Raw genomic sequence first — 22,494 nt, forward strand, 5'->3', positions numbered from 1 at the left:
TTATTGATTCGTCAAGTTGTACTGAATAGCTTGGCTAAAGCCCGGAAGTGTGATCTCTAGCTGTATGCTATCTGGTAGAGCATCACCATCGATATTTTGGTATTGATAGCGATAGGTGCTGACTGAATCGCCAGCGGTCTGCGTCATTGATTTGATCGGATGGAAGGCTAGGCTAAATAAATTTAAGTCCACTTTCCACTCTTTTACTGGATCTACATAGTAAACGCCATAGATCAGAGAATCATCATTTACATATTCCATTTCAAAGGTTTTGGTGCCTTTGCCGAACAAGCTCTGAGTTGCCTTTCGGATTTCGCCATTCGGATAGTATTGAAGGAGAAGGGTGCTCTTTTCTTTTGGCTCTGAGAGTTTAACTTCACGGATCTTTCTTAACTTGCCATCGTCGTGGTAAGAATAGTAAAACTCTCGAACTGACATATCATCGCCTGACATTGGTTCTTGGCGGCGTTGTAGCAGTTTGCCATCAGAACCGTAAGTGTATTGAATGCGATATGTTGCGATAGGTGTGCCGTTAAGGTTGGCTGCATCATTATGAAAGACCTTCTTACTCTCAACGGATACTTGACCAAGTTCGTTGTAACTGTACTGAGAAATGAAATTCTCTTTGGTTTGTCTTATGTAACTGTTGTTTGGGCCGTGTTTCATTAATGCACGGGCTGATTCCAACCATCCCTGGGCATTGTAGGTGTAGTGGAACTTACTGTCGACGTAATCACGTTGCGTTACTCGGCCAACTTGATCATAAACATACGTACCAGCCACGGTCTGCTGTCCCTGACTAGACTTTCCTATTTGTGTGATACGAGATTGGTTTGCAGTGACCAGACCTTGGTCAATGTAATCTTCAAATACCGAGTAGTGTTCATAAGCCGTAGCATTAAATGCTGTGAGAATTGCCAGACTGGCGATGTTTTTTTTAATATTCATAGTTAATAGCCTACTGTTTATCGTTTTATTCATTTCTTTTTCAGGAGGGAGATTGAACTCACTCGACTGAAGTGTCCTCAGTCTCAATGTTGAGAGACAAAGTTGAGATTATCAGACAAGGATCTATGCAGTAAGTAAAAGTACCAGTATGCAACCTGTTGTATTAATTCTTTAGCAGTTGATCTCAAGAGGCGGGGTTTTAACGGCAGCGTTAGGTTGTGCGCTTGGTACATACGATGTCTACATCAGCGGTCTGTTGATGGACAGGCGACAGGCCAATAATTTTTTAGTACTTGCAAAAAGTAAATGAAAAGAAAAAGTCCGATACAGTTTTGACCGTATCGGACTTTGTTGTATTCGCTCTAATAGCGGTTAGACATTATTGATTCGTCAAGTTGTACTGAATAGCTTGGCTAAAGCCCGGAAGCGTGACCTCTAGCTGTATGCTATCTGGTAGCGCATCACCATCGATATTTTGGTATTGATAGCGATAGGTGCTGACTGAATCGCCGGCGGTCTGTTTCATTGACTTGATCGGATGGAAGGCAAGGCCAAAGAAATCTAAGTCAACTTTCCACTCTTTTACTGGATCTACATAGTAAACGCCATAGATTAAAGAATCATCATTTACATATTCCATTTCAAAGGTTTTTGTGCCCTTGCCGAACAACTTTTGAGTTGCTTTTTTGATTTCGCCATTCGGATAGTATTGAAGGAGAAGGGTGTTCTTTTCTATTGGCTCTGAGAGCTTGACCTCACGGAGCTTTCTCAATTTGCCATCGTCGTGGTAAGAATAATGAAACTCTCGAACCGACATATCATCGCCAGACTTAGTTACTTGGCGGCGTTGTAGAAGTTTGCCATCGGCACCGTAGGTGTATTGAATGCGATACGTTGCGATAGGTGTGCCGTCAAGATTGACAGCATCGTCATGAAAAACCTTTTTATTCTCTATGGTAACTTGACCAAGTTCGTTGTAACTGTACTGAGAAATGAAGTTCTCTTTGGTGTGCCTTACGTAACTGTTGATTGAGTCGTGTTTCATTAATGCTCGAGCTGACTCTAACCACCCCTGAGTATTATAGGTATAGTCAAACGTACTATCTGCGTAATCACGTTGCGTTACTCGTCCAACTTGATCATAGGTGTACGAACCAGCGACGGTTAGCTGGCCTTGATTAGATTTTGCTATTTGTGTCAAACGAGATTGGTTTGCAGTGACCAGACCTTGGTCAATGTAATCTTCAAATACCGAATAGTGTTCATAAGCTGTAGCATTAAATGCTGTGAGCATTGCCAGACTGGCGATGTTTTTTTTAATATTCATAGTTAATAGCCTGTTATTTATAGTTTTATTTTTTGTTTTTCAGAACGGAAGTTAAATTCACTCGACTGAAATTTCCTCAGTCTCAATGTTGAGAGACAAAGCTGAGCTTATCAGACAAGGTTTTATAAAGTAAATGCAAATAGGTTTATATAAATAAAATGCATATCTTTGTTTGAAGTTGATTCCAAGAGTTGGGATTGAAAAGCCCATAGAGAGCAGACAGATAGAGTATGGAAAGTAGAAATAATACTGTGTAACTGGGGAGAATCACGTTATGGCAACACCACCATTAAAGGTCATTGTTTAGCCATTCACTTAGCAATGCCGCAAAATCTTATCAGTATGCGAGTTTACTAATACGCGAACACTCACACTTACTGTATGCTTAGTGAGGGCGAAAAAGAGGATTCTACCTATGTCAAAAAGTTCCAAGCTTCACAATGAAGATAAACTGGTTAAGAAGGCACTTGAGATTGCTGGGAAAATGGCAAAGATGCAGGGTTTTGATCTCCCTCAATCACCGCAACCTGTAAGAGTGAAGGCGATCTATCTATTTTTGGTCGATGCCAAACAAATCACGCCGCTACCAGAGAGTAAACTCGATGGCGCAAACATCAAACACAGGCTAGCACTTTGGATTCATAGCGCGTTACCAGACAATGATCCTCTAAAATAGACATCATCGCAATGCGTCGGCTGTCACTCAATCACTGCTGTCATTCACTATCGAGGCGAACTAAATGTTTCGCCTTTTTTGATCTTAAGGTTATGAATGGCCCAGATTTCTCTGTTGGCTGAAACTTGTGTAATTTTTGAGAGTCTTAGCACCGACAAGGTTAAGAGGTTATTATGAGAATATTTCAATATTTTGTGATTGCAGCCGTTGCATCTGGCTGTGGCTATCTTATTCATTCCTTGAGTGTCGATTGGCTGCAAGGATGGGTCGCGAAAATTATGGAAAGGGGAGGTCATGAAGTTAGCTACTCGCCTGAAGTGTTAAATGTGGCTATGTTTACCTCGATCGAGTATGGCGTGTCTGTCTTGGCTTTATATTTTCTTATTCGAGATAAGATCATTGGATTTGGTCAATTCAAGGCGTTTCTAATTTTGACAGTATTACTGACTGCATTACATGGTGCATTAATTCGTCAGCCGCTGATGGATTTTCTCATCGGTAACCCTATTGAAGTCGCAGTTGTACAAAATGCTGTGCAGTGGCTCGTTTGGATCTTAATGTCGTTTGTCGTGGTGTATGGTTCAGAGTATGTCATCACGGATAAGAGCAAGGAAGAGCGCGCTTGAACATCTCGAAGATACCTAGGCACATACTCGATCTGTAGAGAAGTTCAATGAATACGAAAACCTTGGCCCCACAGGGGATAAAGCCCTCGCGTATTACTGCGAGGGCTTTTTATCAAAAATAGCAAACTTAGAAATCGAACTCGTAACTAAGGCTGAACGTGCGCCCACGGCCAGAGAAGTAGTAAGAGTTGTGGTTACGAATTTGGCTGAAGTAGTTGATGTATTGCTCATCCATTACGTTTTCAATACCAAAGGCGATACGACCTTTATCACGCATATCATAGTGCGTGCTGAAATCAACCAAACCGTAGCCATCAAAGTTTTGCTCATCGGCGACTTTGTATGCGCTTTTCTTGGCATCAAATAGGTAGTTGTATTGAATTCGGCTCGCTAACACATCAGAGAAATTATGACTAACCGCAAGCATCAGGCGATCTGGTGATAGGTTTTTAAGATCCATATCGGAATCAACACTGCCATCACCTGTGGTATCGACTTCACCTTCAACGTGCGCGTACATAGCACTTAGTTTGGTTGAGTCGAGCACTTGGTAGGTTGATGTCAGTTCATAACCCATAACCTCGGTGCGTTGGCGTTTTACATCGTAGGTACCATTGTTGTTCAGTTCTAAGTTAGCACCATATTTTGCAACCGACATGTAAGTACTTGCGCTGGCAAATAGCTTGTCACCACGATAGGTAAGACCTAATTCGTAGTTATCCGTCACAACCGGCTCGACAGCTAGCATGGTATTGAAATCAATTGGGGTACCAACTTGTTGGGGAGGGGTATTTTCCTCATTAATCCAGACACCCCTTAGGACTCGACCAATGTCAGGCAGGCCAAAGCCTTGGTTAAAGCTCGCAAATGTACTGAATTCATCGGTAAAGGTATAAATGGCGCCGACGTTAAATACCGCTTTCGAAGAATCTTGAGTGCCACCAATGATCTCAGAATTGTGCCCATCAATACCATAACCATAGAGAGTCTGACCATCGCTTACTTTTACTCGGACGCTCTCGTAGCGAACTCCTGTTGATAAGCGCAGTGCATCCGTCACTAGGAAGTCACCCTGAACAAATGGCGCTAGGCTGTAATACTCCATTAGAGGTGTCACGTTTAAACCCGACTGGTCGAGCGTTTGTTCTGTTTGATCATGGAGACCATCTAAGCCAAATACCCAAGTATCATCAAGGTCGAGCAAATCATAGGTTTCATAACCGACTTTAAAGCCCGTTTTTTGAGAAGAGATAGCACCTTGATCTTCTGCTTTGGTTTCGGTCGGGTTCCATGTCGCTTGACCAAACACCGCATCGTAGTCTTGATAGAACATCTGAGCGGTAAGCATGCCATTGCCCAGGTTGTAGTTTGTGTATTGCAGGTTGAATAATTGAGCTTCATTGCTCACTGGTTGACCTGATGGGGAACCGGGCTCAACTGTGCCAGGAATACCGTTGGCAAAATCACCTTTGACCCCTTTATAGTTGCCGTTGGCTTCGATTGTGTAGGTGTTTGCAGTCAATTCAACGCGTTGGTTACCTTCATCAAAGTTGAAGCCACCTTTGAAGAAAATATCCGTTGCGTCACTATCTTGGGTTTCACCTTGAATGTCGTTCATGCCGATAGGGTTACCATTACCATCGTAGTAAAGGCCTTGTTGGTCCCATGAGCCACCAAAGAACAGGTCAAACTCGTCATCGTATTTGCTGATGTTGTAGAAAACTTTTCCGCCTGTACCGTCGTTATCCAAGCTTGAAGTCACACGAGTGCCAATAGTTTGTTTCCAATCATCACCTGGCTTTGCGCCTTTTGTGATGTAGTTGATGATGCCACCTGTCGCCCCCATGCCTTGAACCGCACTTGCGCCATTCACGACCTCAATACGCTCAACCATTGAAGGGTCGATCGTGTAACCATAACGGTTACCGTTTCTAAGCGGGTTTACCTGAGGGACACCATCGATCATGATCAATGCTTGACGGCCACGTAAGTTCTCGCCTTGGTTAGACATCTTTTGACGACTGGGAGTCATACCTGGAACTAGGGTTGCAAGGATACTGGTCAGGTCGTCAGAGACGATCGATTGCTGTTTTATATCCTCAGAATCGATGACGGTGACCGCACCTGCAATTTTATCTGGTGTTTGGGTATAGCGAGTTGCGGTTACCACTACGGTTTCCATCTCTTGTACGCCTTCATTTTGCGTATCTGTCTCTGCGTGGGCAGTCGCGATTGAAAGTGCTAATACTGAAAGAGTGAAAGGAAGTTTACTCATTTTTATATCCTGTCTTGAGTATTTAAATGAAAGTTATGTGACTATTTTTATCGGTTTATACACATAGGTTTGTTTGAAATTGGGTCATTCATGATCATGGCATCAAGGTCAAAAACATCTTTAAGTAACGATTGAGTGAATATTTCTTCTGGGGCACCTTGATGGGTCACTTGCCCCTTCTTCAATACCACCAAATGATCACAGTAACGGCAGGCTTGGTTTAAATCATGCAGCACCACGATGACGGTTTTTCCTGCGGCATTCAGCTTTTGAATCAACTTCATGAGTTCAACTTGGTGCGATAAATCTAGGTATGTTGTTGGTTCATCGAGCATGACAATCGGTGTGTCTTGCGCTAAAACCATTGCTATCCAGACGCGTTGGCGCTGACCACCGGAAAGGCTATCCACTTTCTTGTCGATTAGGTCTTTGATTTGTGTTTCTGCAATGGCTTGGTCAACTTTTTGGTGATCATCTTGAGTCAAGCGTCCCCAGTAAGATAAATAGGGCGAACGCCCGTACTCAACCAGCTTTCTAACCGTAATATCTTCTGGCGTCGTCAATACTTGCGGCAGCAGTGAAATATACCGAGACAGTTCTTTATCGGAGTAATCTTTGATCGATTTATCGTAGATACTCAGGGAACCATCAAATTGTTTGTTGATGCGACACAAGGTTTTCAGCAACGTCGACTTGCCACTGCCGTTAGGACCAATTAACGCTGTGATCTTTCCTTGAGGTATCTCTAAATCGAGGTTTTTAATAATCGTCTCTTTGCCATAAGAAACAGACAGCTGATGCGTTTTAAGCATTATTTCCAACCCTTGTAGCGTTGAAGTAAGAAAATGAAATAAGGTGCGCCGATCAACGACGTCAGTACCCCTGCAGGAAGCTCAAGGGGAGGGGCAATACCACGAGCAGCGGCGTCTGCAATAACAACAAGTAAGGCGCCAATAACGCCAGACATTGGTAGCAAGTATTTGTGATTGTGGCCAAACAATAAACGAGCTAAATGAGGAGATAGTAAGCCCACAAAACTGATCGTCCCACACACAGCAACGCTGATACTGGCGAGCAAAACGGACAGAACCAACGCCATAAAGCGTGTGCGTTCTGGTTGAGCACCTATCGTGGTAGCGGCTTCTTCACCAAGTCCCATTAAGTCGAGTTTCCAAGCCAATCGCAACGCAAGAGGAAGTAAGATGGCAAGTGACATCCAAATCAATGGCACTTGCGACCAGTTACGTCCCCATAAACTTCCGGTTAACCAGACCATTGCGGTATTGATTTCTACTGGGTTAACAATCAGCAGAAAATCGATGCCGCTAGAAATGAAGGTGCTGATTGCAATGCCAATCAAGGCAAGCCTTGCAGGGGTTGGGTTGTATCTATAGCTGATACCAATAATACCTAGGGCGGCGGTGATCCCCCCTGCAATGGCAACCGATGCAAGCAACGGTAATGATGCATTTGGCACATAAACAAGCAGCAGCGTTGCGGCAAAACCAGTACCCGCGCTGATACCCATTAAATCTGGTGAGGCGAGTGGGTTTCTCAAAACGCCTTGGATCAATGCACCAGAAACTCCAAGTCCAGCACCAACGCCAATCGCTAGGATAAAACGTGGCAGTCGGTATTGATTAATAATGAAATCGAAATCGCCACCGTGAAGTAGAGTGGTTACAACGTCACTTGTTGAAACAGAGACACTACCGATGAATAAGCTGCCAATTCCGCAAATTAATAGTAAAACTGATAATGATATTGCTTTGGTATTGTTCATGACACCTTGCTCCTTGCGGCAAGTGCAATGAAGAATGGCGAACCAATCAATGCAGTAATAACGCCAACGGGTGTTTCTGCTGGGAATGCGACCATGCGCGAAATAACGTCAGACCATAGCAAAAGGCTTGCGCCAAGCGTTGCGGTGACTGGCAATAAAACAAAGTGGTTTGTGCCAACAAGTTTACGAGCGATATGAGGAACAAGGAGACCAACAAAAGCGATAGGTCCGGCGATCGCAACACTTGATGTGGTCAATAACAGTACGGCAATACAGGCAATAATGCGTGTACGGGTGAGGTTCACTCCAAGTCCGGTTGCAATGTCATCGCCAAGAGTCAGCAAGTTAAGGCTACGAGCAAGTGAGAAGGCTAATATGATGCCGACCATGCTTACTGGCCAAAACTGCGCCCAATTTTCCCACGTGACGTTCGCGATGGAGCCAGCCAGCCAGTTCAACACGCTGTAAGCCATGTCATCCGCTAGGATTAATGCACTTCGCGTAATGCCAACTAACAGAGCATTGACGGCAATGCCAGCCAATACCAACTTAATTGGGTGAGATTGACCTGTGAAGAAACCACCTAAAGACAGCACGAGCAGTCCGCTTACCACACCACCAAGGAGTGCGCTGATAGGAAGCGGCAATGCAGGTAATAAAACCAAGTTCATTGAAGAAAGTGCGATAAAACAAGACGCACCAGCGTTGATCCCCAAAATACTTGGAGAAGCAAGTGGATTTGCTGTTAGTCCTTGCATAAGCAGTCCGGCAATTGCGAGGTTAACACCAATCAGGATCGATGCCAGTACCCGTGGTGTTCTTAAAGATGAAAGAATCTGATGTTTTAAGCTCGTTTCATCAAAGCTGAACCAGAACTCCCACAAGTCTTGAAACTTGAGCTCGAAAGAGGAGTAGCTGATCATAGATGCAACTGCACCTAGATTGAACGCTAAAAAGACCATAAAACAGCCAAATACAATTTTTCTACTTGGCATAACGTTAATAAAAGACATCTATTTGCTTAGTAATTCAGAAAGATCTTGTGCGATTTGCTCGGCAGCATGCATGCCTCGGTTAAGAGACCACGCTTGTGGTGAAACATTAGTGACATGGTGGTGCTTCTGAGCATTAAGGAGATTGAAAAGAGGGCTTTGTTTCCATGTATCTGCGATAGTGCTCTCGCTGTATGGACCGATAAGAAGCCAGTCAGGGTTTGTTTTAAGAAGCTGCTCTAAGCTAACTTCTATGTAAGCGCCTTCCTTTTCATTCGGGACTGGGCTTTGGATACCCAAGCGAGATAATACGCTTCCAGCATACGACTCTGGGCCGTGTAGCCACATACTTTTTTCTGTCGCAACGGCAAACTGTATCGTGTCGCGAGTGGCAATCTTAGCCTTGTATTCGGCCATCACCTTTTGGTGTTGTTCAATGCGTGTCTTCATCTCTTGCTCTTTGTTCAGAGCAATACCGATTTTCATTGCCGCATCTAGGTTCTGCTCGTAATTCTCACCTCGGCTTTTCAGAAGTAGCGTCGGAGCAATCTTAGACAGATCGTCATAAGCAGGAGAATGTCGCTGTGCATCGGCAATGATCAGGTCGGGCTTTAATTGAGAGATGACTTCAAGGCTTGGTTGCGGGCGCATGCCAACAGAAGTCCAGGGCTCAACTTGGTCTCGAATTGATTTAAGAATTCGGTTTACGTCTTTATCATCCGCTACGCCGACAGGAGAAACTCCGACAGAGGCTAAGGCATCAACAAAAGAGTACTCTAAGGCAATCACACGCTGCGGTGTTCCTGAAATTGCAAACTTTCCTTTCTCATCGGTTAACACACGTTCATTTTGTGCGAAAGATCCAAATGAGGCGAGGGTACCTATCACTAACGCGATTGCTCGTTGCATAATGCCCATTCCACGATTCCGTTTTTGAAGTTCTGATGTGTAAGGCAGCATGTCCTTACCGAATAAGGTTGCGAATGGTAGTGCAACTGAGAAGTAATATCAATAACAAGTGATGCATTTGTTACTAGTGGTAATGTGATGAACTTAAACAATCGTATCGCGTGAATAAATCCTATAAAAAAATCGCATGTTCTGGGGAACAATGCGATTTTTAAGTTCAAACAGAGGCCGTATAATCTGCTCGGTGTATTCGGGCTACAGTATCAAGTTTGAGTCTTTTGCAGTGATAACTCGTTTGATCGGTTCAGTGCCGTCGTAAAACCATATCTCTGCCAGTAAGTCGCCTTGGCTATCAGATACATTAAATTCAAAATCGGCCTTGCCATCTTGTAACGGGATAGAGGCGACTTTACTCGAGTAACTTGCTTTGTAGTTTCCAGAGCTGTCTTCTTCGAATTGCTTGTACAAACTCAAATGTGCACGTTGTGTTGAAAAACTACTGATATCTACGCTCAGTGTGCCAGATTTTACCGGGCTGTAGTCAAACCCCTCAGGCACAACTAAATCCTGCGTGCTTGGCGTCTCATCCGGTTTGACGACAGTTACCGGAGGCGTGGAATAGTCTTCATTACCGGAGCCGCCGTCGGAGCTGTCACCACCCCCACATGCAGCCAGTGCGAGAAGTACTAAGCCGATAATCATTGCAATTAAATATTTCATTATGTCCTCTCTTTATGGCAGGTCGTAAGTTTTGTTAGCGGCAGGTGATTGGTGCCAATCTTGGCTTGTCGTGCCACCGGATTCAGCCCAAACTTGGAACTCTGGGTAGGCTTCGACGATGTCAACGCGTTCAAGTGGCCACTCCCAATCTTCAACGATGAGTAGTGCCCAAGGAAGGTAAGTTGCGGTTTTAAAGTAGTTGTTTGAACCGCTCAAGCTCGCATCAACACCGATACCGTATAAGCTGACATCGAATTGTTCCGTTGGTGCTTGTCCCGGCAAGTGAATTTCCAATGTTCGCCCAGGTTGGAATGGAAGTCCTTCTCCGTGATAAGTATTTGGTGTTGCGAAGATGAAAGGGTCATACGGCATGTTGGTAATGGCCGAGCGATCCGAGTCTTCAGTAAAGTAAATATCGAGTGAAAAGTTGAACAACGAGGCACTGGTATCACAGCCCGATTCAGTTCTGAAGTAGTCACAGCCACTACTTGCACTGGCATGAACACTCATGTCTTCACCGATAATAAATATCGCTTCATCTGAGATAGATTCAAGGCCGTTCGATGCTTGCGCTACACCGTCAAATTTCAACACTGTTAAGGCATTCTCAATGCTACTTCGAGTGATGCCTGGTAGTCGAATAGCGAAACCATTTTTGTAGCTGGCACCGTAGGCAACTAACTTGCCGGAGATTTTTATAATCTCAACATGACCTGCGAGAGTTGTCTCTGTTATTTGGAGGTCCACAACAACATCATTCATGTCGTAATCCGCGGTGTAAGGCCAGTTATCCTCATAAGCGACGGAAGCATAGTTGTCGACACTAGGGAAGTGTTCAACGGAGTAACCATTTCCTGTGATAGTAATTGGATGATCTTCCACTTCACCAGATGTTGAACCACCGGTATAGTTAAGGCCGGTTTGTTGACTAAAGCGGAACCGGCTCCAACTTGAGCCAGCAGTTGCAGAGTCGGATACAATAAATGGGAGAGTGTTACTGCCAGCGTCAAGCAGCTTATCGGTGAAGACTTGCTCACCAGCGTCGTCAAAGTCGCCATCTCTATTCCAGTCAAACCACGCAGATAAATAGCCCGTCGTGGAAGCGGTGACCTCAATAACGGAACTTAAGCCTGGGTCGAGGGCGGATACGAAGCCGACCCCTTCTTCATCGGCCGTGTCGACGGCATTGTCATCGACTTGTCCACCAACATCGCCATCGGGTGCGATACTACCAAGGTAAGTGACACCATCAACTTCGTGGCGCGGACCATTCGATGTAAGACTCGTGCTGTAGGTGTCTGGTGCGTCACCAAAGTCAATCGGTTCATTTGGATCGATAATCGGAGCATTGGCACAGCGAGCACCATCGTTTTGATTGGATACAGGGCCATTAGAAACGAACTCGACCGCAGGTACATTTCCTGCAGCGAGATTCGCCGCTGACAAGTCTATTCGGAAGATTTTACCATCGGAGTTACGCGACAGATATAGATTGGCATCAACGTCAAAGTAAGCCGCGCCAAAAGCGCCTGTAACGCCCGTGTCACCGACCAATGTCGTTGAGCCACTAGTTCGATCTATGCTGTAGAGACGACCCGTATTCGTATCCACCGCGTATATGTTGCCGTTATCGGGATGAAAAGCAAAGTCCGCAAAACTCAGTGTTGCGATAGGATTTACTTGAACCAATGATAGTGTCGCGTTTGGATCGCTATCGAGTGGTGATAAATCGATTTTATAGATACCTTTATTTTTTCTGTATAAGTAGTAGACGTGATCGTAAACATCACCAACGAAAAAGTGGTTCCCCGTGCCAAGTAAGCCTGACACGTTTAATACTTCTGCTTGAAAGTCCTGCCCCAAACGGACGACGCGGTTTTCGGTTGTATCGTAGCCATAAAGATAGCGGTCGGTGAAATTAAAACCAACAGCATTGACGTTTCCTGATATTCCTGTGTCTGATTGTAATAAGACCGTTGAGCCGGTTACTAGGTTGACCCCATAGATTTGAGTGGGGGTTGATTGAAATAGGTATGCTTTACTTGGACATGTATCAAACGGTGCTGCATGTGCGCTTGTCCCTAGCAAAATAGACCCGAGTAGTAATGATATTCTTCTCATGGTAATCCCCTTAACAATGTGCAAAGGGTTACATGAAAAAATCATACCACTAATAAAGCGTTGAAAATAAACAAATGTTTATTGAGTTTGTTGTTTTTAAAATATGCATGTCAATATGAGTAGCAGTTTAGGACAAAGGTTCATTACACGTCGAATAAAGATTTTGATGAAAACAATCAAACAACGCTTTTGAATGCTCAGCACCATCTTTGTAAGATGCACGGAATATTTGCTGGGCGCATACAAAAAGAGCTGGAAGAAAATGATGATGCTCACAGTGTTAAACAATATTGCCAGCATAAGTGAAGTCTCAAACTATGTATTTTTTACACGCCACTATGGCGAGAATGTCTCTCACGCCTTGCATCGTCACTACAGGCTTAGTGACGTCGTTTCTCGCGCCAATTTCAAGTGCTACTGGGCTTAATTTTTGGGAGTCTTCCACTTCAAACAGTGCTCTTGCAAGTGCAAACGGCGCCGCCGCCGTCGATGCCAGTATTTTAGCAACAGCACCTTCCAGCATGACGCAGTTAACCTCGACGACATTAACGGCAAGCGTCACCCGATATCAAGTGGACACACATTACGATATTTTAGGAACCAAATCCGTCTACTCCAGATCCGATCCAATACCCGCAAGTTTTATGGTCATACCGCTTGATCCATACTGGTATGTTGGGATAGCCGCTTATAGCCGCACCGCAGCGGATATTTCTATCTCTGAGTTTAAACTTCCGCCGCCGCTTAATCTGCGGATTTTAGATCAAGCCCGAGTTCGACCTATTGTCGTGTCATTAGCTCCAAGTGTGGCGTATAAATGGGGTGATTTGAGTGTCGGTGCTGGTATTGAATATCAATATGCGGATTATTTACTCGAGCGAAATGATTGCAATTTTTGGGGAAAGTGCCGCTTTAAAGTCACAAAAGGGGACACCGATGGTTGGAGCGCAGCATTAAGCGCAACATGGAAAGCGAGCACTTGGTTAACGCTTGCTGCCACGCATCGATTGGCCAGTGACTTTGGTGACCACAATATTCAGTTTGATCTGCCATCGATCACCAGCGTTTACGGTACTATCTCGATCACTGACGACTGGTCTTGGCACAATAGCTTCAGCTTGTCACGTTGGAATGGACAAGGCATCACTTATGCAGATTATAGTGATCCTATTCAACTCTTGGGAGGTGCTCGCCACAGCAAGCGCTACGCAACGTCGTTGGCTTATCGTGTTGGTGATTTAGCATTACGTGGTGGCATAAGTGTTGATGAAGCCACTGATCCATTAGGTGGTGAAGATGTGCGTTATCGTTTTGGGGGCGCTTATTCCTTCAGTCATAACTTGTCGTTAGATTTTAGCGGTTTTAGTGAACGCTACGCGAGAAAGAACATGAAAGTCACTAACAAGCTCCAAGTGGATGTGCAGAATCAAGGGTATGGCGTCAGCTTAGGTGTCACTTATCGTCACTAGCAGAGTGAGACCCTACCAACCCTTAATGTCCCTGTGCTCACGGCTTGAGGAGGTTGAACATTGCTTAGAACTTATACCATCGACGAGCATTATCACTTAACAATGCTTTTTTTGTGTCGTCAGGCAAATTAAGAAATGACTGCCAGTACTCAGAATAGCCCCTAGAAAACAGGCACAAGGGAAAGTTACTTGCGAGCATGACTCTATCTTGACCAAAATCGTATATGCATTGTTCGATGACGGTTAAGGCCCATTCTAAATCATATTCTCTATCACTCATTTCCCAGCCAGAGCATTTGATTGCCGCTCTTGGGTGCTTGGCGATCGAGCGCATATTGCTAACCCATAGAGAGAATTGTTCATCGCTGACTTTAGGCGGGAAGCCAGCGTGATTAATAATAATGGATAGGTGGGGGATGTTACTCAGAATCGAATCAAGTTGTTCAACCGATGCCTTGTTGGTAAACGGCATTTGTAGCTCGAATAGAAAGTCGTGATCGGCAAGTTGCTCTAAGTTCTTTTTTACGCTCGACAAACTAAGAAGGGAATTGGCATCGTCATCTAAGATGTGCCTTACTCCAACAACGGTTTGGTATTGCTTAAGCTGGCGTAAGTCTTGGACAAATTCCTTGTTCTTTTTGGTAAGATCAATACAAGCAACCGAGCGAAAAGGTAACTGATTTTGGTGTTCGAGCCATTCTATTTCGCGCCAAGAACGAGTATTGTCAAAGCCAGCTTCTATGTGGACATAGCCTGCAAGTTTTAGGTTTGATGGAAGGGTAAGATCCGACTCTGTCCAATTTTGAGCAATGACAGGTTTGTCTGTCCAAAACGGCGGGTTATGGGGCTTTAACCATTGATAATCACCTTTATCGAGGTCAAAAAAGTGCAGATGTGCATCAATCAAATCCATCATTGTCCGTCCCTTAGTCGTTTGTCTTAGCCTGTTGTGTACCCGCCATCAATCACTTGTGTGCTTCCGGTGATAAAGGTTGCGTTATCACTGGCTAAAAACAGAGCGTATTGTGCAACTTCAAGAGGTTGGCCTAGTCGACCTAGTGGCTGTAACGCTTCTTCATTCTTGTGAACTTCTTCAATGTTGTCACCTGATTTATCACAATAATTTTCGATTGCTCTGTGATAGAGAGGCGTTTCTATGGTTCCGGGGCAAATTGCATTAGCGCGAATGTTATATTGCGCGTAATCCAATGCTGTTGTTTTTGCGAGTGACGCAAGTGCCGCTTTACTGAGGTTGTAGGCAAACGAATTACGCTTAGCGACCAATGACTGATCGGATGCGATAACAATAATCGAGCCCGCGCCACGTTTTTTCATGCTAGGGAGAACGGCTTGCACTGCTGAGTAGGTGCCTTTGACATTGATATCAAATACACGTTGAAGATCCTGTTCTGAGGTCTCTTCTATATTGGCAGAGAAGTGAACGCCAGCACTGGTAACTAGAGTGTCAATGGAGTGATGTTCAGCAATTTTTTGGATACTTTCGATGACGCTATTGTGATCGGTAATATCACAATATATGAAGTTATCGGAATCACTTTTTGTAATATCCAGATTGAAAACTTCATAGCCACTTTGAGTGAATAGTTCAACAACGGCTAAGCCGATACCAGAACTGCCGCCTGTAACAATACATGTTTTTTTCATCATTAAACTTCCATTATGTCTCTTTAACCTTTCAAATTCTACGTGATTTGCTTCAATCTGCAATGATATAGACCTAAATTGCTCGCGTTTATTTACATAAATAACTTTTAATCTTGTTGTATATGAAGGTTTTTTGTTTGTGCTTACGCTGGTGTCAGATCCTGATGAGCCAATCAGCTACGCAGAAATAGGATAGGTGATAATGCTTTGTACATAGTTATTTATCTTTCTGTTAGCAATAATGACCTTGTAATACTCTTCACACAAGGGTCATCGACTCGGATATCAAAAGATGGAACAAAGCCATCAAAACTTGGTTAGACCCTAGTCAGGGTTGGGATTTGGTAAGATTTTGTGGGGAAGTGGACGACTTCCGCTGTCGTCTTGCAACATTCTTATACCAGCTTAGCGCCTCTAGAGAGCGAGCTATTTTGGTTCTATGCTTGGTGGGCTTGGTTTTGTGTTAAAACCTCTCTGGTTGACTCTTTAGCCGTGGCACTGTCTAGCTCGAAAGAACCAAAACCAGCTTGACAGTGCCACAAAAAGTTAATTCTTAAAGCGTCTAGTTAAACAGGGAGCGCCTACCAAGATCCAAAGCATTCCAGTTAAGACAGCCATTGCGTTAACGAGTATTATCACAATGCTCGTAGTGTCAGACGTGACCAAAGACATAGTCACTCCAGCCATTACAAGCACTCCGATTATGGATACGGCGACCTGTTGCCAAGGATTGATCTTAAATTCGAGTGATGTTCTATTAAAAAACAATGAGACTAACAATCCGAGGGCAGCAAACCATGAGAAGACAAAAAGAGGTTGCAGTAGTTGTAAAGTACCAAAGAGATAGACGATTAATAACAGCAGCCATAAACGCTTTGATTCAATGAGACGTTTTTGCCCGGCGTATTTACGCTGATGTAAGATTAAAGATGCGAAAGCAATCAAACCACCTAAACAGATTCCTGCCACTATATCGGTTGGGTAATGAACACCCAGCCAAACTCTAGCCGCTCCGGCCAAAATGGTAAGCATCAACCAGCTGACTATCGCTGCGCGAGCACTAATATAACCATCTTGATCACCCCGTTTTGTTATCCACCCCAGCAACAGACCTAAGATAGCGGCCGCTTGTGTCGTATGACCACTAGGAAAGCTAAAACCGCTGGCTTGAGCTTGCTGTAAGCTGGGAAGTAAATAGAAAGGCCTCGGTATCGCAAAGCCCATTTTTAGAAGATTAACCGAGTAGGCTGTTGCAAGCAGAGCAAAGGCGAATGTCAGCCCATAGCGCAAAGGTAATAATAGTAAGAGCAAAACCAGTAGTCCGACGGCGAATGTTCCGTCACCCAAACCGTTAGCTAAATTGAGTAGGCTATCAATGAAGGGCACCGATTTTATCCATGTTTGGAAAGATGCCATGATGGACAATTGCCTTGTCTGCAGTTCGCTTGCATTGTCGGTCAAGTTTTCAATCACATGAAAAGCGCTAGGGCGGCTTTCCTTTATCCAAGATATTAGAGCAGAATTATCGTTTGGGTAGCGGTATTTATTGAGAACCGTTGGCGTTAAAGAGGTAAAGTAGACCTGACGAATTTCTTTGCCAAAGTGCTCGGAATTGAGAGCCGGTATAATTGCTGCGCCAAAATCGTTCTCAACAGCTGGCTCGATATAGCCAACACTTGTGCTGGGATGGCAAGCAAACACAACTCTGTTATTATCAATGGAAAGTTGATCGCCAACTTCAACACTAAGCCCTGTCTCTTCAAAGGTTTCTCTCTTTGCCGCTGCACGCAGCTCCTCGCCACTATCAATATACCCTCCTGGTAGAGAGAGCGTGCGAGTCAGGTAGTCTTGAACTAAAACGACCTGTCCATCTTTATTATGAATAACGCAAGTCGCGCCTTTAGGTTGGTACGAATCAAGTGGTTGGTTTGACTCAAGTTGCGGCGAGGTTGAATGTGTTTGTGCACAAACAGACATGCTAAATAAGCTGGTTATTGATAGTAGTAATAATGATATATATCGCAAAATAAGGCCCAATTAATTGTATTTTGGTCTCATTATCACCAATGTTTGGTTAATGTCTACTTGAAAAAATGAGTATTCGAAATTCGAACTTATAGCTAAGTATCAGTAAGCTAACTGATTTCTAAGTGATTAAAGCATCTAGATTGACCATGAGTTAGCGTAGTCAGTGAATCAATATGAGATGCTAGTAAGAGTTATTGTGTTGAATATATTTACACCATTTGACAGTGACGATAAAAAGCGTTTCTGTCATTTATTATAAAATTCCGCTCAATATTAATATATCGGAATTTATAGCAATGTTAGCTTTTTCTTAAATTGATACTAATTAGTTATATAATTAACAATATAAAGGTAGATAATGAAAACTGAAAACATCGTCAATCAATGGCTAGCCGATATGTCACAAAATCAATGGCAACTCGAAGATGGAGAGTGTCATCTTACAAATAGTGAGGGCGAGCACCAGGTTACGATTCAACTCAATCAAGATCGACTACTTATCCTATTTCCATTCCACCTCGGACGACTTCCTCAGGATGAAGATTTAAACCACACCCTTTTATTGCTGAATAATCATCCTGGTATTATTGGCTTCGGTGCATTTTCATTAGCGGCAGATGATCGTACTGTTGTGTTTTCAACAGGCCTTCCTTGTGAGGCGATTAGCCTCGAAATGATGGCAAACTTCTGGGAGCGATCAAACGAGGCTCGTGATGCTCTGCTCTTCGCAGTCACAGGACAAGAGTTGTAAACATGCGTGTTGATGGCGATATAAATATTGTTCATACAACTTATGACCAAGCACGGGCAGGAAAAGCGAACCCGCTACTTATGATTTGCAACAAGTAAGCCAAGTGAGCTTACCGCTGACTAGTAAACGTGATTCACTAAGCAAGTCAACACAACTCTAAGGCAGAATTATCTTACAAAGCCATAACCAAAAACATTGGCGTACTTTCTTTTAAATAGTGGTAATATGCGGCTATATTTACTCATAAACAATACCTCACACTTGAGGCATTTTCGATTAATGTTAAGTCGCCATATGAAAGAAGAACTCGTCTTGAAAAACAAAATTCACTCTCTCCCTAGTTTGTGTTATCGAGTCGATCCCCCCTTTGTAATTGAAAAAGAAGGGAAGACAAAGGTTAGGTTGACAACTTCAAACAAGATTAACATTGAATTATTCAGAACTTTGGAGCAGCTTAAATGTTTAACTTTTTGGTAAAGAGTGATTTTTCAGTAAGAGTGAAAAGCATATTCATGGTATTAATGTATTTACCATTGATTTGGTGTTTTTCAGGAATGTTGATCTATCCGAGCGCGGATAAGACACAAGTTATTTTAGTTCTATTGGCAATAATTTCTTCTTTTATCGTTCATGATAAGAAAACAATTATTGATAATGTAAAACAAAACCAGCTCGCTAAATTTCTGTTGTTTTTGACTATTGGTGCTGTCTTTTTGAAACTATTACATGGCTACAGCAGTAGTGTGATTCGAGCTTTTTCCGGCTTACTTTTATATTTTGCATTTATACCCAAGTCAACGTTCAGTTCTATCAAAAATAAGCTACCCGCTTTGCTACTCTTGTCTGGTATTATTTCGTTCGTTTACGGTTTTTGGTTTACCTACGTTCTAGAGTTGGGGCGTGCTTGGTCAATCAATCCGATACCGTATTCAACGGTATCAGTCGCTATCGGTGTTGGCAGTTTATATTTTTTATTTTCTAACGCGAGTAAGCAAATACAAAGAATGATGCTGTTGTCATTTGCATTATCTTTAAACGTGATCATATTTAGTCAAGCAAGAGGAACGGCGTTAGCGCTTTGCTCCGTTGCCGCTCTTGTCATACTTTTTGCTGTTTACTCCAAACTTGAAATAAGAAAACAGCTTACGTATATATTCTTAATTGTTATTGTATCACTGTTAGCCAATACTCACTTAATTCAAAACCGTATAGATTTTACAGCAAATGAAATGCAAAGGATTGAAAGTAGTGATATGAATTCTTCTATCGGTTTAAGATTTCAAATGTGGAAAGCTGCCGTTTATCTAATCAAGGAAAAACCATTACTAGGGTACGGTGACGACCACAAGCAGGCCAAGCAATTATTAGCTGATCAAGGTATTATAACTCAAGATGCTGTGCCATTTACTCATTACCACAATGAATTTATTAGTGATTGGGCTTTAGATGGTTTGACTGGCGTTGTGATGCTTTTATTAATGCTTTATCTCCCGTTTTTCTTATTCAAAAAAACAGTGCAACAACATGCTAGCGGTGAAAAGTTCACCTCGTTGTGTCGAGGTGGTATTCGTAATCCGTATATACAGCAATCTATCGCCGGCATTTTTATTGTTCTTGGGTACGCTGTCGCTGCCCTTACAGATGTACCATTTCAGCACGCAGTCACCATTAGCTTTTATCTTGCCTCATGCGCTGTGATTTTCTTTGGTTGTGAGGATTTGACTGAACGAACCTGATTTTTGTTAGGTGCCGACATCGTATTTATTATGTGATGGCACGTAGCAGACGACTCAACCAAGTCTGTTAGCGAGCGCGATGTGTTACTCATCGCGCTCGTTTTCTAAACTCAGCTTTGCCACACTTTTAGCTCATGTTTCATCATTAATCTGAGCGCCTAAATCTATCCGCTGGTGGAGATGCTCAACTCAGCAAGCCCAAACACACATTCACAGAAAACCTAAAGTAATCATACATGCCTAAAGATTTTGAATTCACGACAGAATACACACTCGATAAACCCTTCTTTGCCGAGTGCTACAATCAAACGAGCCAGCCAGTTAAGTTCCCACATGCTTATCTAAAAGGGATATTGTTTCTGATATTTGGCGTGATCTTGTTAGAGTTTGAACTGTTGCCTAACGGTTATGTGGGGTGGTTCTTTATCGTATTAAGTGTGATTGAAGCGTTCGCTGTTTACTGCAGGCGAACATGGTGGTTATGGCGACAGAGCATCAGCTCAAGCCGCGGCAGCAAAGTGGCGTTTCAAGTGGGCGCGAATGGCGTAAGTTATAAGAGTGCTAACATCGACCGCAGTATCACTTGGAGTGAAATCGATGAGCTAGAGGAAACCGATTTAGGTTTTATTCTTCACCTGGGTAAACAGCGCCAATACATCAGTAAATCTTGCTTAAATGAACAAGCTATTGAGTTCATGAAGCAGCAGCACAAGGCGTCAAAAGCGAACTAATTCTATTAAACGCACTCTCGTCCCCAAAAAGCCTCGATACGCTCGAGGCTTTGTTATTTTTCCCATCTCAGCATGCAGGTTTAAGCGGGCGTTGCTCGATAGTCAACGTTAATTGGTGCGTTTAAGTTGGCAGAAATTTGGTTATTGTGTTTGGATATCGTTAGATTCACTTCGAGAATCAATGAGCTTTTATCTGGATCGAGATTTAGTTCTCCATCGCTTAGAGAAAGCATTTTCTCAAGTGGCTTTTCCAACTGGGCGAAAAGCTCTATCGTGCCATCTTCTTTGTTGTACAAATTGAATGTAGATTTTGACGCACCAACTGGCGAGATGCCGTGCTCCTTCATCAAATCCTCGAGTACAGGCGCAAACAGCTCTTGCTGGGCAAAGTAGCTTGCTTCTGTTGGCATTATGCTCATATCATCCATTTCTGAGTCTTCGTTGCGACTGATTTGCACATCGTCAACTCGGAAAGTTTGGCGATTAAAATCATCCAGAAATTGTTTAGAGTGTGTTTCTTTCACTGTTGCGGCGATTTCTTTTAGAGCATTGATGACGTTACTTGGATCAGTAATTGTGATGTATTGACCGGTTAACGTAGCATCTGGTTCTGCAGTAACCCCGCAATCAGCAAGATTTAACTGGTTGTCAGTCGCTTGCATCTTCAAGTAGGCAGAAGCAAACTCAGGATCTGACGCTGAAATCGCACTCTCACCACCACGAATACATTGTGAATAGTAACTGACCCAATCATTTAAACGTTCCGATACACTGTCGCTATTATGTGCGCGTTTATCTAACTCCACCATCACTGCAGCAAGCATTCCGTGACTTTGAAATAGTTGCTTCATTATTCGCTGCTGATCTTCATATTCAGTACTGGCTTGCTCTAGGTCCAGTTCCATTGTGAATGATGGCGTTAGCAACATAAACAGTTCTTTGCTGGTTGGGTGATGAAGAATAGAGTTAAGAAGAACATTTGCTTGAGTCGGAGATAGACTTTCCATTAGCTTAGAGGACGAAATAAGAAGGTTAAAATCATCGCCTTTCTTTGAAGTATCAAATTGCGTGGTGATATAAGCTTTCTGCGCACAACTGTTTAGATTATGAAGTATTTGGTAATGATCCCCCTGATTGAACGACTCTGTTAACTGAGTTAATTCGATCGGCATACTTTGCTGAATGTGGTGCACGTCATCAATGACGGATTTGGCGATTCCAGCAATTTCTTTTTGACTCAATTGATGTTGTTGTTTGTCGCACGCTTCGTGGAGCAAAATTGCAAACTGTTTTGATGCGGTGTTATTCGGCATCAACCATTGTTCGTGTCCGTGCTCAGCAAGTAATGCTTTAGCAGTCGGGGAGAGAATAAAATCTTGAACAGATTGAGCATTGAAAGTGGTCATTGCTTTGCGGATTGCATCTGCCTCGCCAACCATGTTCTGAATGACTCTTGCGCTTAAGGGTTTACTGCCAGAGGTGATATCGAGCTTAGAAGCGAGATGCGAGGCGATATCACTGCCGTACTCTTTTTGTAATGAGTTGAGAAACAGCCCCATGGTTTGTAGGTTAAGATCAGATCGAGCTTTAGTCTCAGTCTGCGTTGTAAAAGGAGAAAACGTTTTACCTTCAAAACGCCCACTTTTTAAACTGACCCCACCTTGGTTGTCCTGATTCACCACCACAGTGTGACCTCTAGCAACATTCAGAAATTGCTGTAATTGTATAGCCATAATG

At 43.3% G+C, this 22,494-nt stretch carries 19 protein-coding genes; 6 read left to right on the plus strand and 13 right to left on the minus strand.

Annotation, left to right across the window (positions count from 1 at the left end; translation table 11 throughout):
* Together AND4_RS01745 and AND4_RS01750 are read right to left on the minus strand one after the other, a co-directional pair.
* A complete protein-coding gene (locus AND4_RS01745) occupies positions 1-948 on the minus strand; it encodes a hypothetical protein (protein ID WP_009841159.1) in 948 nt (315 codons plus the stop codon).
* Positions 949-1,327: 379 nt separating this feature from the next.
* Entirely contained in the window at positions 1,328-2,275 is a 948-nt protein-coding gene (locus tag AND4_RS01750; RefSeq protein WP_009841160.1) for a hypothetical protein, read from the minus strand.
* A gap of 415 nt (positions 2,276-2,690) precedes the next feature.
* On the opposite strand from AND4_RS01750, the gene AND4_RS01755 reads away from it, so the two are divergent.
* Together AND4_RS01755 and AND4_RS01760 are read left to right on the plus strand one after the other, a co-directional pair.
* Positions 2,691-2,951: a DUF5062 family protein gene (locus AND4_RS01755; RefSeq protein WP_009841161.1), complete on the plus strand. Its 261-nt coding sequence runs from the start codon at positions 2,691-2,693 to the stop codon at positions 2,949-2,951.
* A 173-nt stretch (positions 2,952-3,124) separates the two neighbouring features.
* Positions 3,125-3,577, plus strand: coding sequence for a hypothetical protein (locus AND4_RS01760; RefSeq protein ID WP_009841162.1), 453 nt, complete (start codon positions 3,125-3,127; stop codon positions 3,575-3,577).
* 127 nt (positions 3,578-3,704) lie between these two features.
* Here the strand turns inward: AND4_RS01760 and AND4_RS01765 are convergent, their stop codons facing one another.
* The 7 genes from AND4_RS01765 to AND4_RS01795 form a co-directional block, all read right to left on the minus strand.
* Positions 3,705-5,852, minus strand: a complete 2,148-nt coding sequence (locus AND4_RS01765; protein WP_009841163.1) for a TonB-dependent receptor — start codon at positions 5,850-5,852, stop codon at positions 3,705-3,707.
* A gap of 47 nt (positions 5,853-5,899) precedes the next feature.
* Positions 5,900-6,664: a Fe(3+) dicitrate ABC transporter ATP-binding protein FecE gene (gene fecE / locus AND4_RS01770; RefSeq protein WP_009841164.1), complete on the minus strand. Its 765-nt coding sequence runs from the start codon at positions 6,662-6,664 to the stop codon at positions 5,900-5,902.
* Positions 6,664-7,635 carry an iron chelate uptake ABC transporter family permease subunit gene (locus AND4_RS01775; RefSeq protein ID WP_009841165.1) on the minus strand — a complete coding sequence of 324 codons (972 nt, stop codon included), beginning with the start codon at positions 7,633-7,635 and terminating at the stop codon, positions 6,664-6,666. The genes fecE and AND4_RS01775 overlap by 1 nt, the downstream gene beginning before the upstream one ends.
* A complete protein-coding gene (locus AND4_RS01780; protein ID WP_009841166.1) occupies positions 7,632-8,648 on the minus strand; it encodes an iron chelate uptake ABC transporter family permease subunit in 1,017 nt (338 codons plus the stop codon). Before AND4_RS01780 ends, AND4_RS01775 begins: the two co-directional genes overlap by 4 nt.
* A complete protein-coding gene (locus AND4_RS01785; protein WP_009841167.1) occupies positions 8,649-9,545 on the minus strand; it encodes a Fe(3+)-dicitrate ABC transporter substrate-binding protein FecB in 897 nt (298 codons plus the stop codon).
* Between the two features lie 246 nt (positions 9,546-9,791).
* Entirely contained in the window at positions 9,792-10,256 is a 465-nt protein-coding gene (locus AND4_RS01790; protein ID WP_009841168.1) for a hypothetical protein, read from the minus strand.
* Between the two features lie 12 nt (positions 10,257-10,268).
* Positions 10,269-12,377, minus strand: coding sequence for an LruC domain-containing protein (locus AND4_RS01795; RefSeq protein ID WP_009841169.1), 2,109 nt, complete (start codon positions 12,375-12,377; stop codon positions 10,269-10,271).
* Positions 12,378-12,724: 347 nt separating this feature from the next.
* Here AND4_RS01795 and AND4_RS01805 point away from each other — a divergent pair, with 347 nt between their 5' ends.
* Positions 12,725-13,846: a hypothetical protein gene (locus AND4_RS01805; protein WP_206536066.1), complete on the plus strand. Its 1,122-nt coding sequence runs from the start codon at positions 12,725-12,727 to the stop codon at positions 13,844-13,846.
* 64 nt (positions 13,847-13,910) lie between these two features.
* Here AND4_RS01805 and AND4_RS01810 read toward each other — a convergent pair whose 3' ends face one another.
* From AND4_RS01810 to AND4_RS01820, 3 genes are all read right to left on the minus strand, one after another.
* Entirely contained in the window at positions 13,911-14,762 is an 852-nt protein-coding gene (locus tag AND4_RS01810; protein ID WP_009841172.1) for an amidohydrolase family protein, read from the minus strand.
* Between the two features lie 23 nt (positions 14,763-14,785).
* On the minus strand, positions 14,786-15,514 hold the full coding sequence (locus AND4_RS01815) for an SDR family oxidoreductase (protein WP_241210225.1): 729 nt from the start codon (positions 15,512-15,514) through the stop codon (positions 14,786-14,788).
* Between the two features lie 543 nt (positions 15,515-16,057).
* On the minus strand, positions 16,058-17,488 hold the full coding sequence (locus AND4_RS01820) for a bifunctional NUDIX hydrolase/phosphatase PAP2 family protein (RefSeq protein WP_009841175.1): 1,431 nt from the start codon (positions 17,486-17,488) through the stop codon (positions 16,058-16,060).
* Positions 17,489-17,897: 409 nt separating this feature from the next.
* On the opposite strand from AND4_RS01820, the gene AND4_RS01825 reads away from it, so the two are divergent.
* From AND4_RS01825 to AND4_RS01835, 3 genes are all read left to right on the plus strand, one after another.
* Complete coding sequence (locus tag AND4_RS01825) at positions 17,898-18,290, plus strand: CesT family type III secretion system chaperone (protein WP_009841176.1); 393 nt, start codon at positions 17,898-17,900, stop codon at positions 18,288-18,290.
* 458 nt (positions 18,291-18,748) lie between these two features.
* Positions 18,749-20,026 (plus strand): O-antigen ligase family protein, encoded by a 1,278-nt coding sequence (locus tag AND4_RS01830; RefSeq protein WP_009841177.1) that lies wholly within the window; start codon positions 18,749-18,751, stop codon positions 20,024-20,026.
* A 236-nt stretch (positions 20,027-20,262) separates the two neighbouring features.
* Complete coding sequence (locus tag AND4_RS01835) at positions 20,263-20,757, plus strand: YcxB family protein (protein WP_009841178.1); 495 nt, start codon at positions 20,263-20,265, stop codon at positions 20,755-20,757.
* 80 nt (positions 20,758-20,837) lie between these two features.
* Here AND4_RS01835 and AND4_RS01840 read toward each other — a convergent pair whose 3' ends face one another.
* The gene (locus AND4_RS01840; protein WP_009841179.1) at positions 20,838-22,490 is read right to left on the minus strand and encodes a hypothetical protein; all 1,653 of its coding nucleotides are present in this window, start codon (positions 22,488-22,490) and stop codon (positions 20,838-20,840) included.
* Positions 22,491-22,494 lie beyond the last annotated feature (4 nt).

The sequence above is a fragment of the Vibrio sp. AND4 genome, from assembly GCF_000171815.1.
In the GTDB taxonomy this organism is placed as follows: Bacteria; Pseudomonadota; Gammaproteobacteria; order Enterobacterales; family Vibrionaceae; genus Vibrio.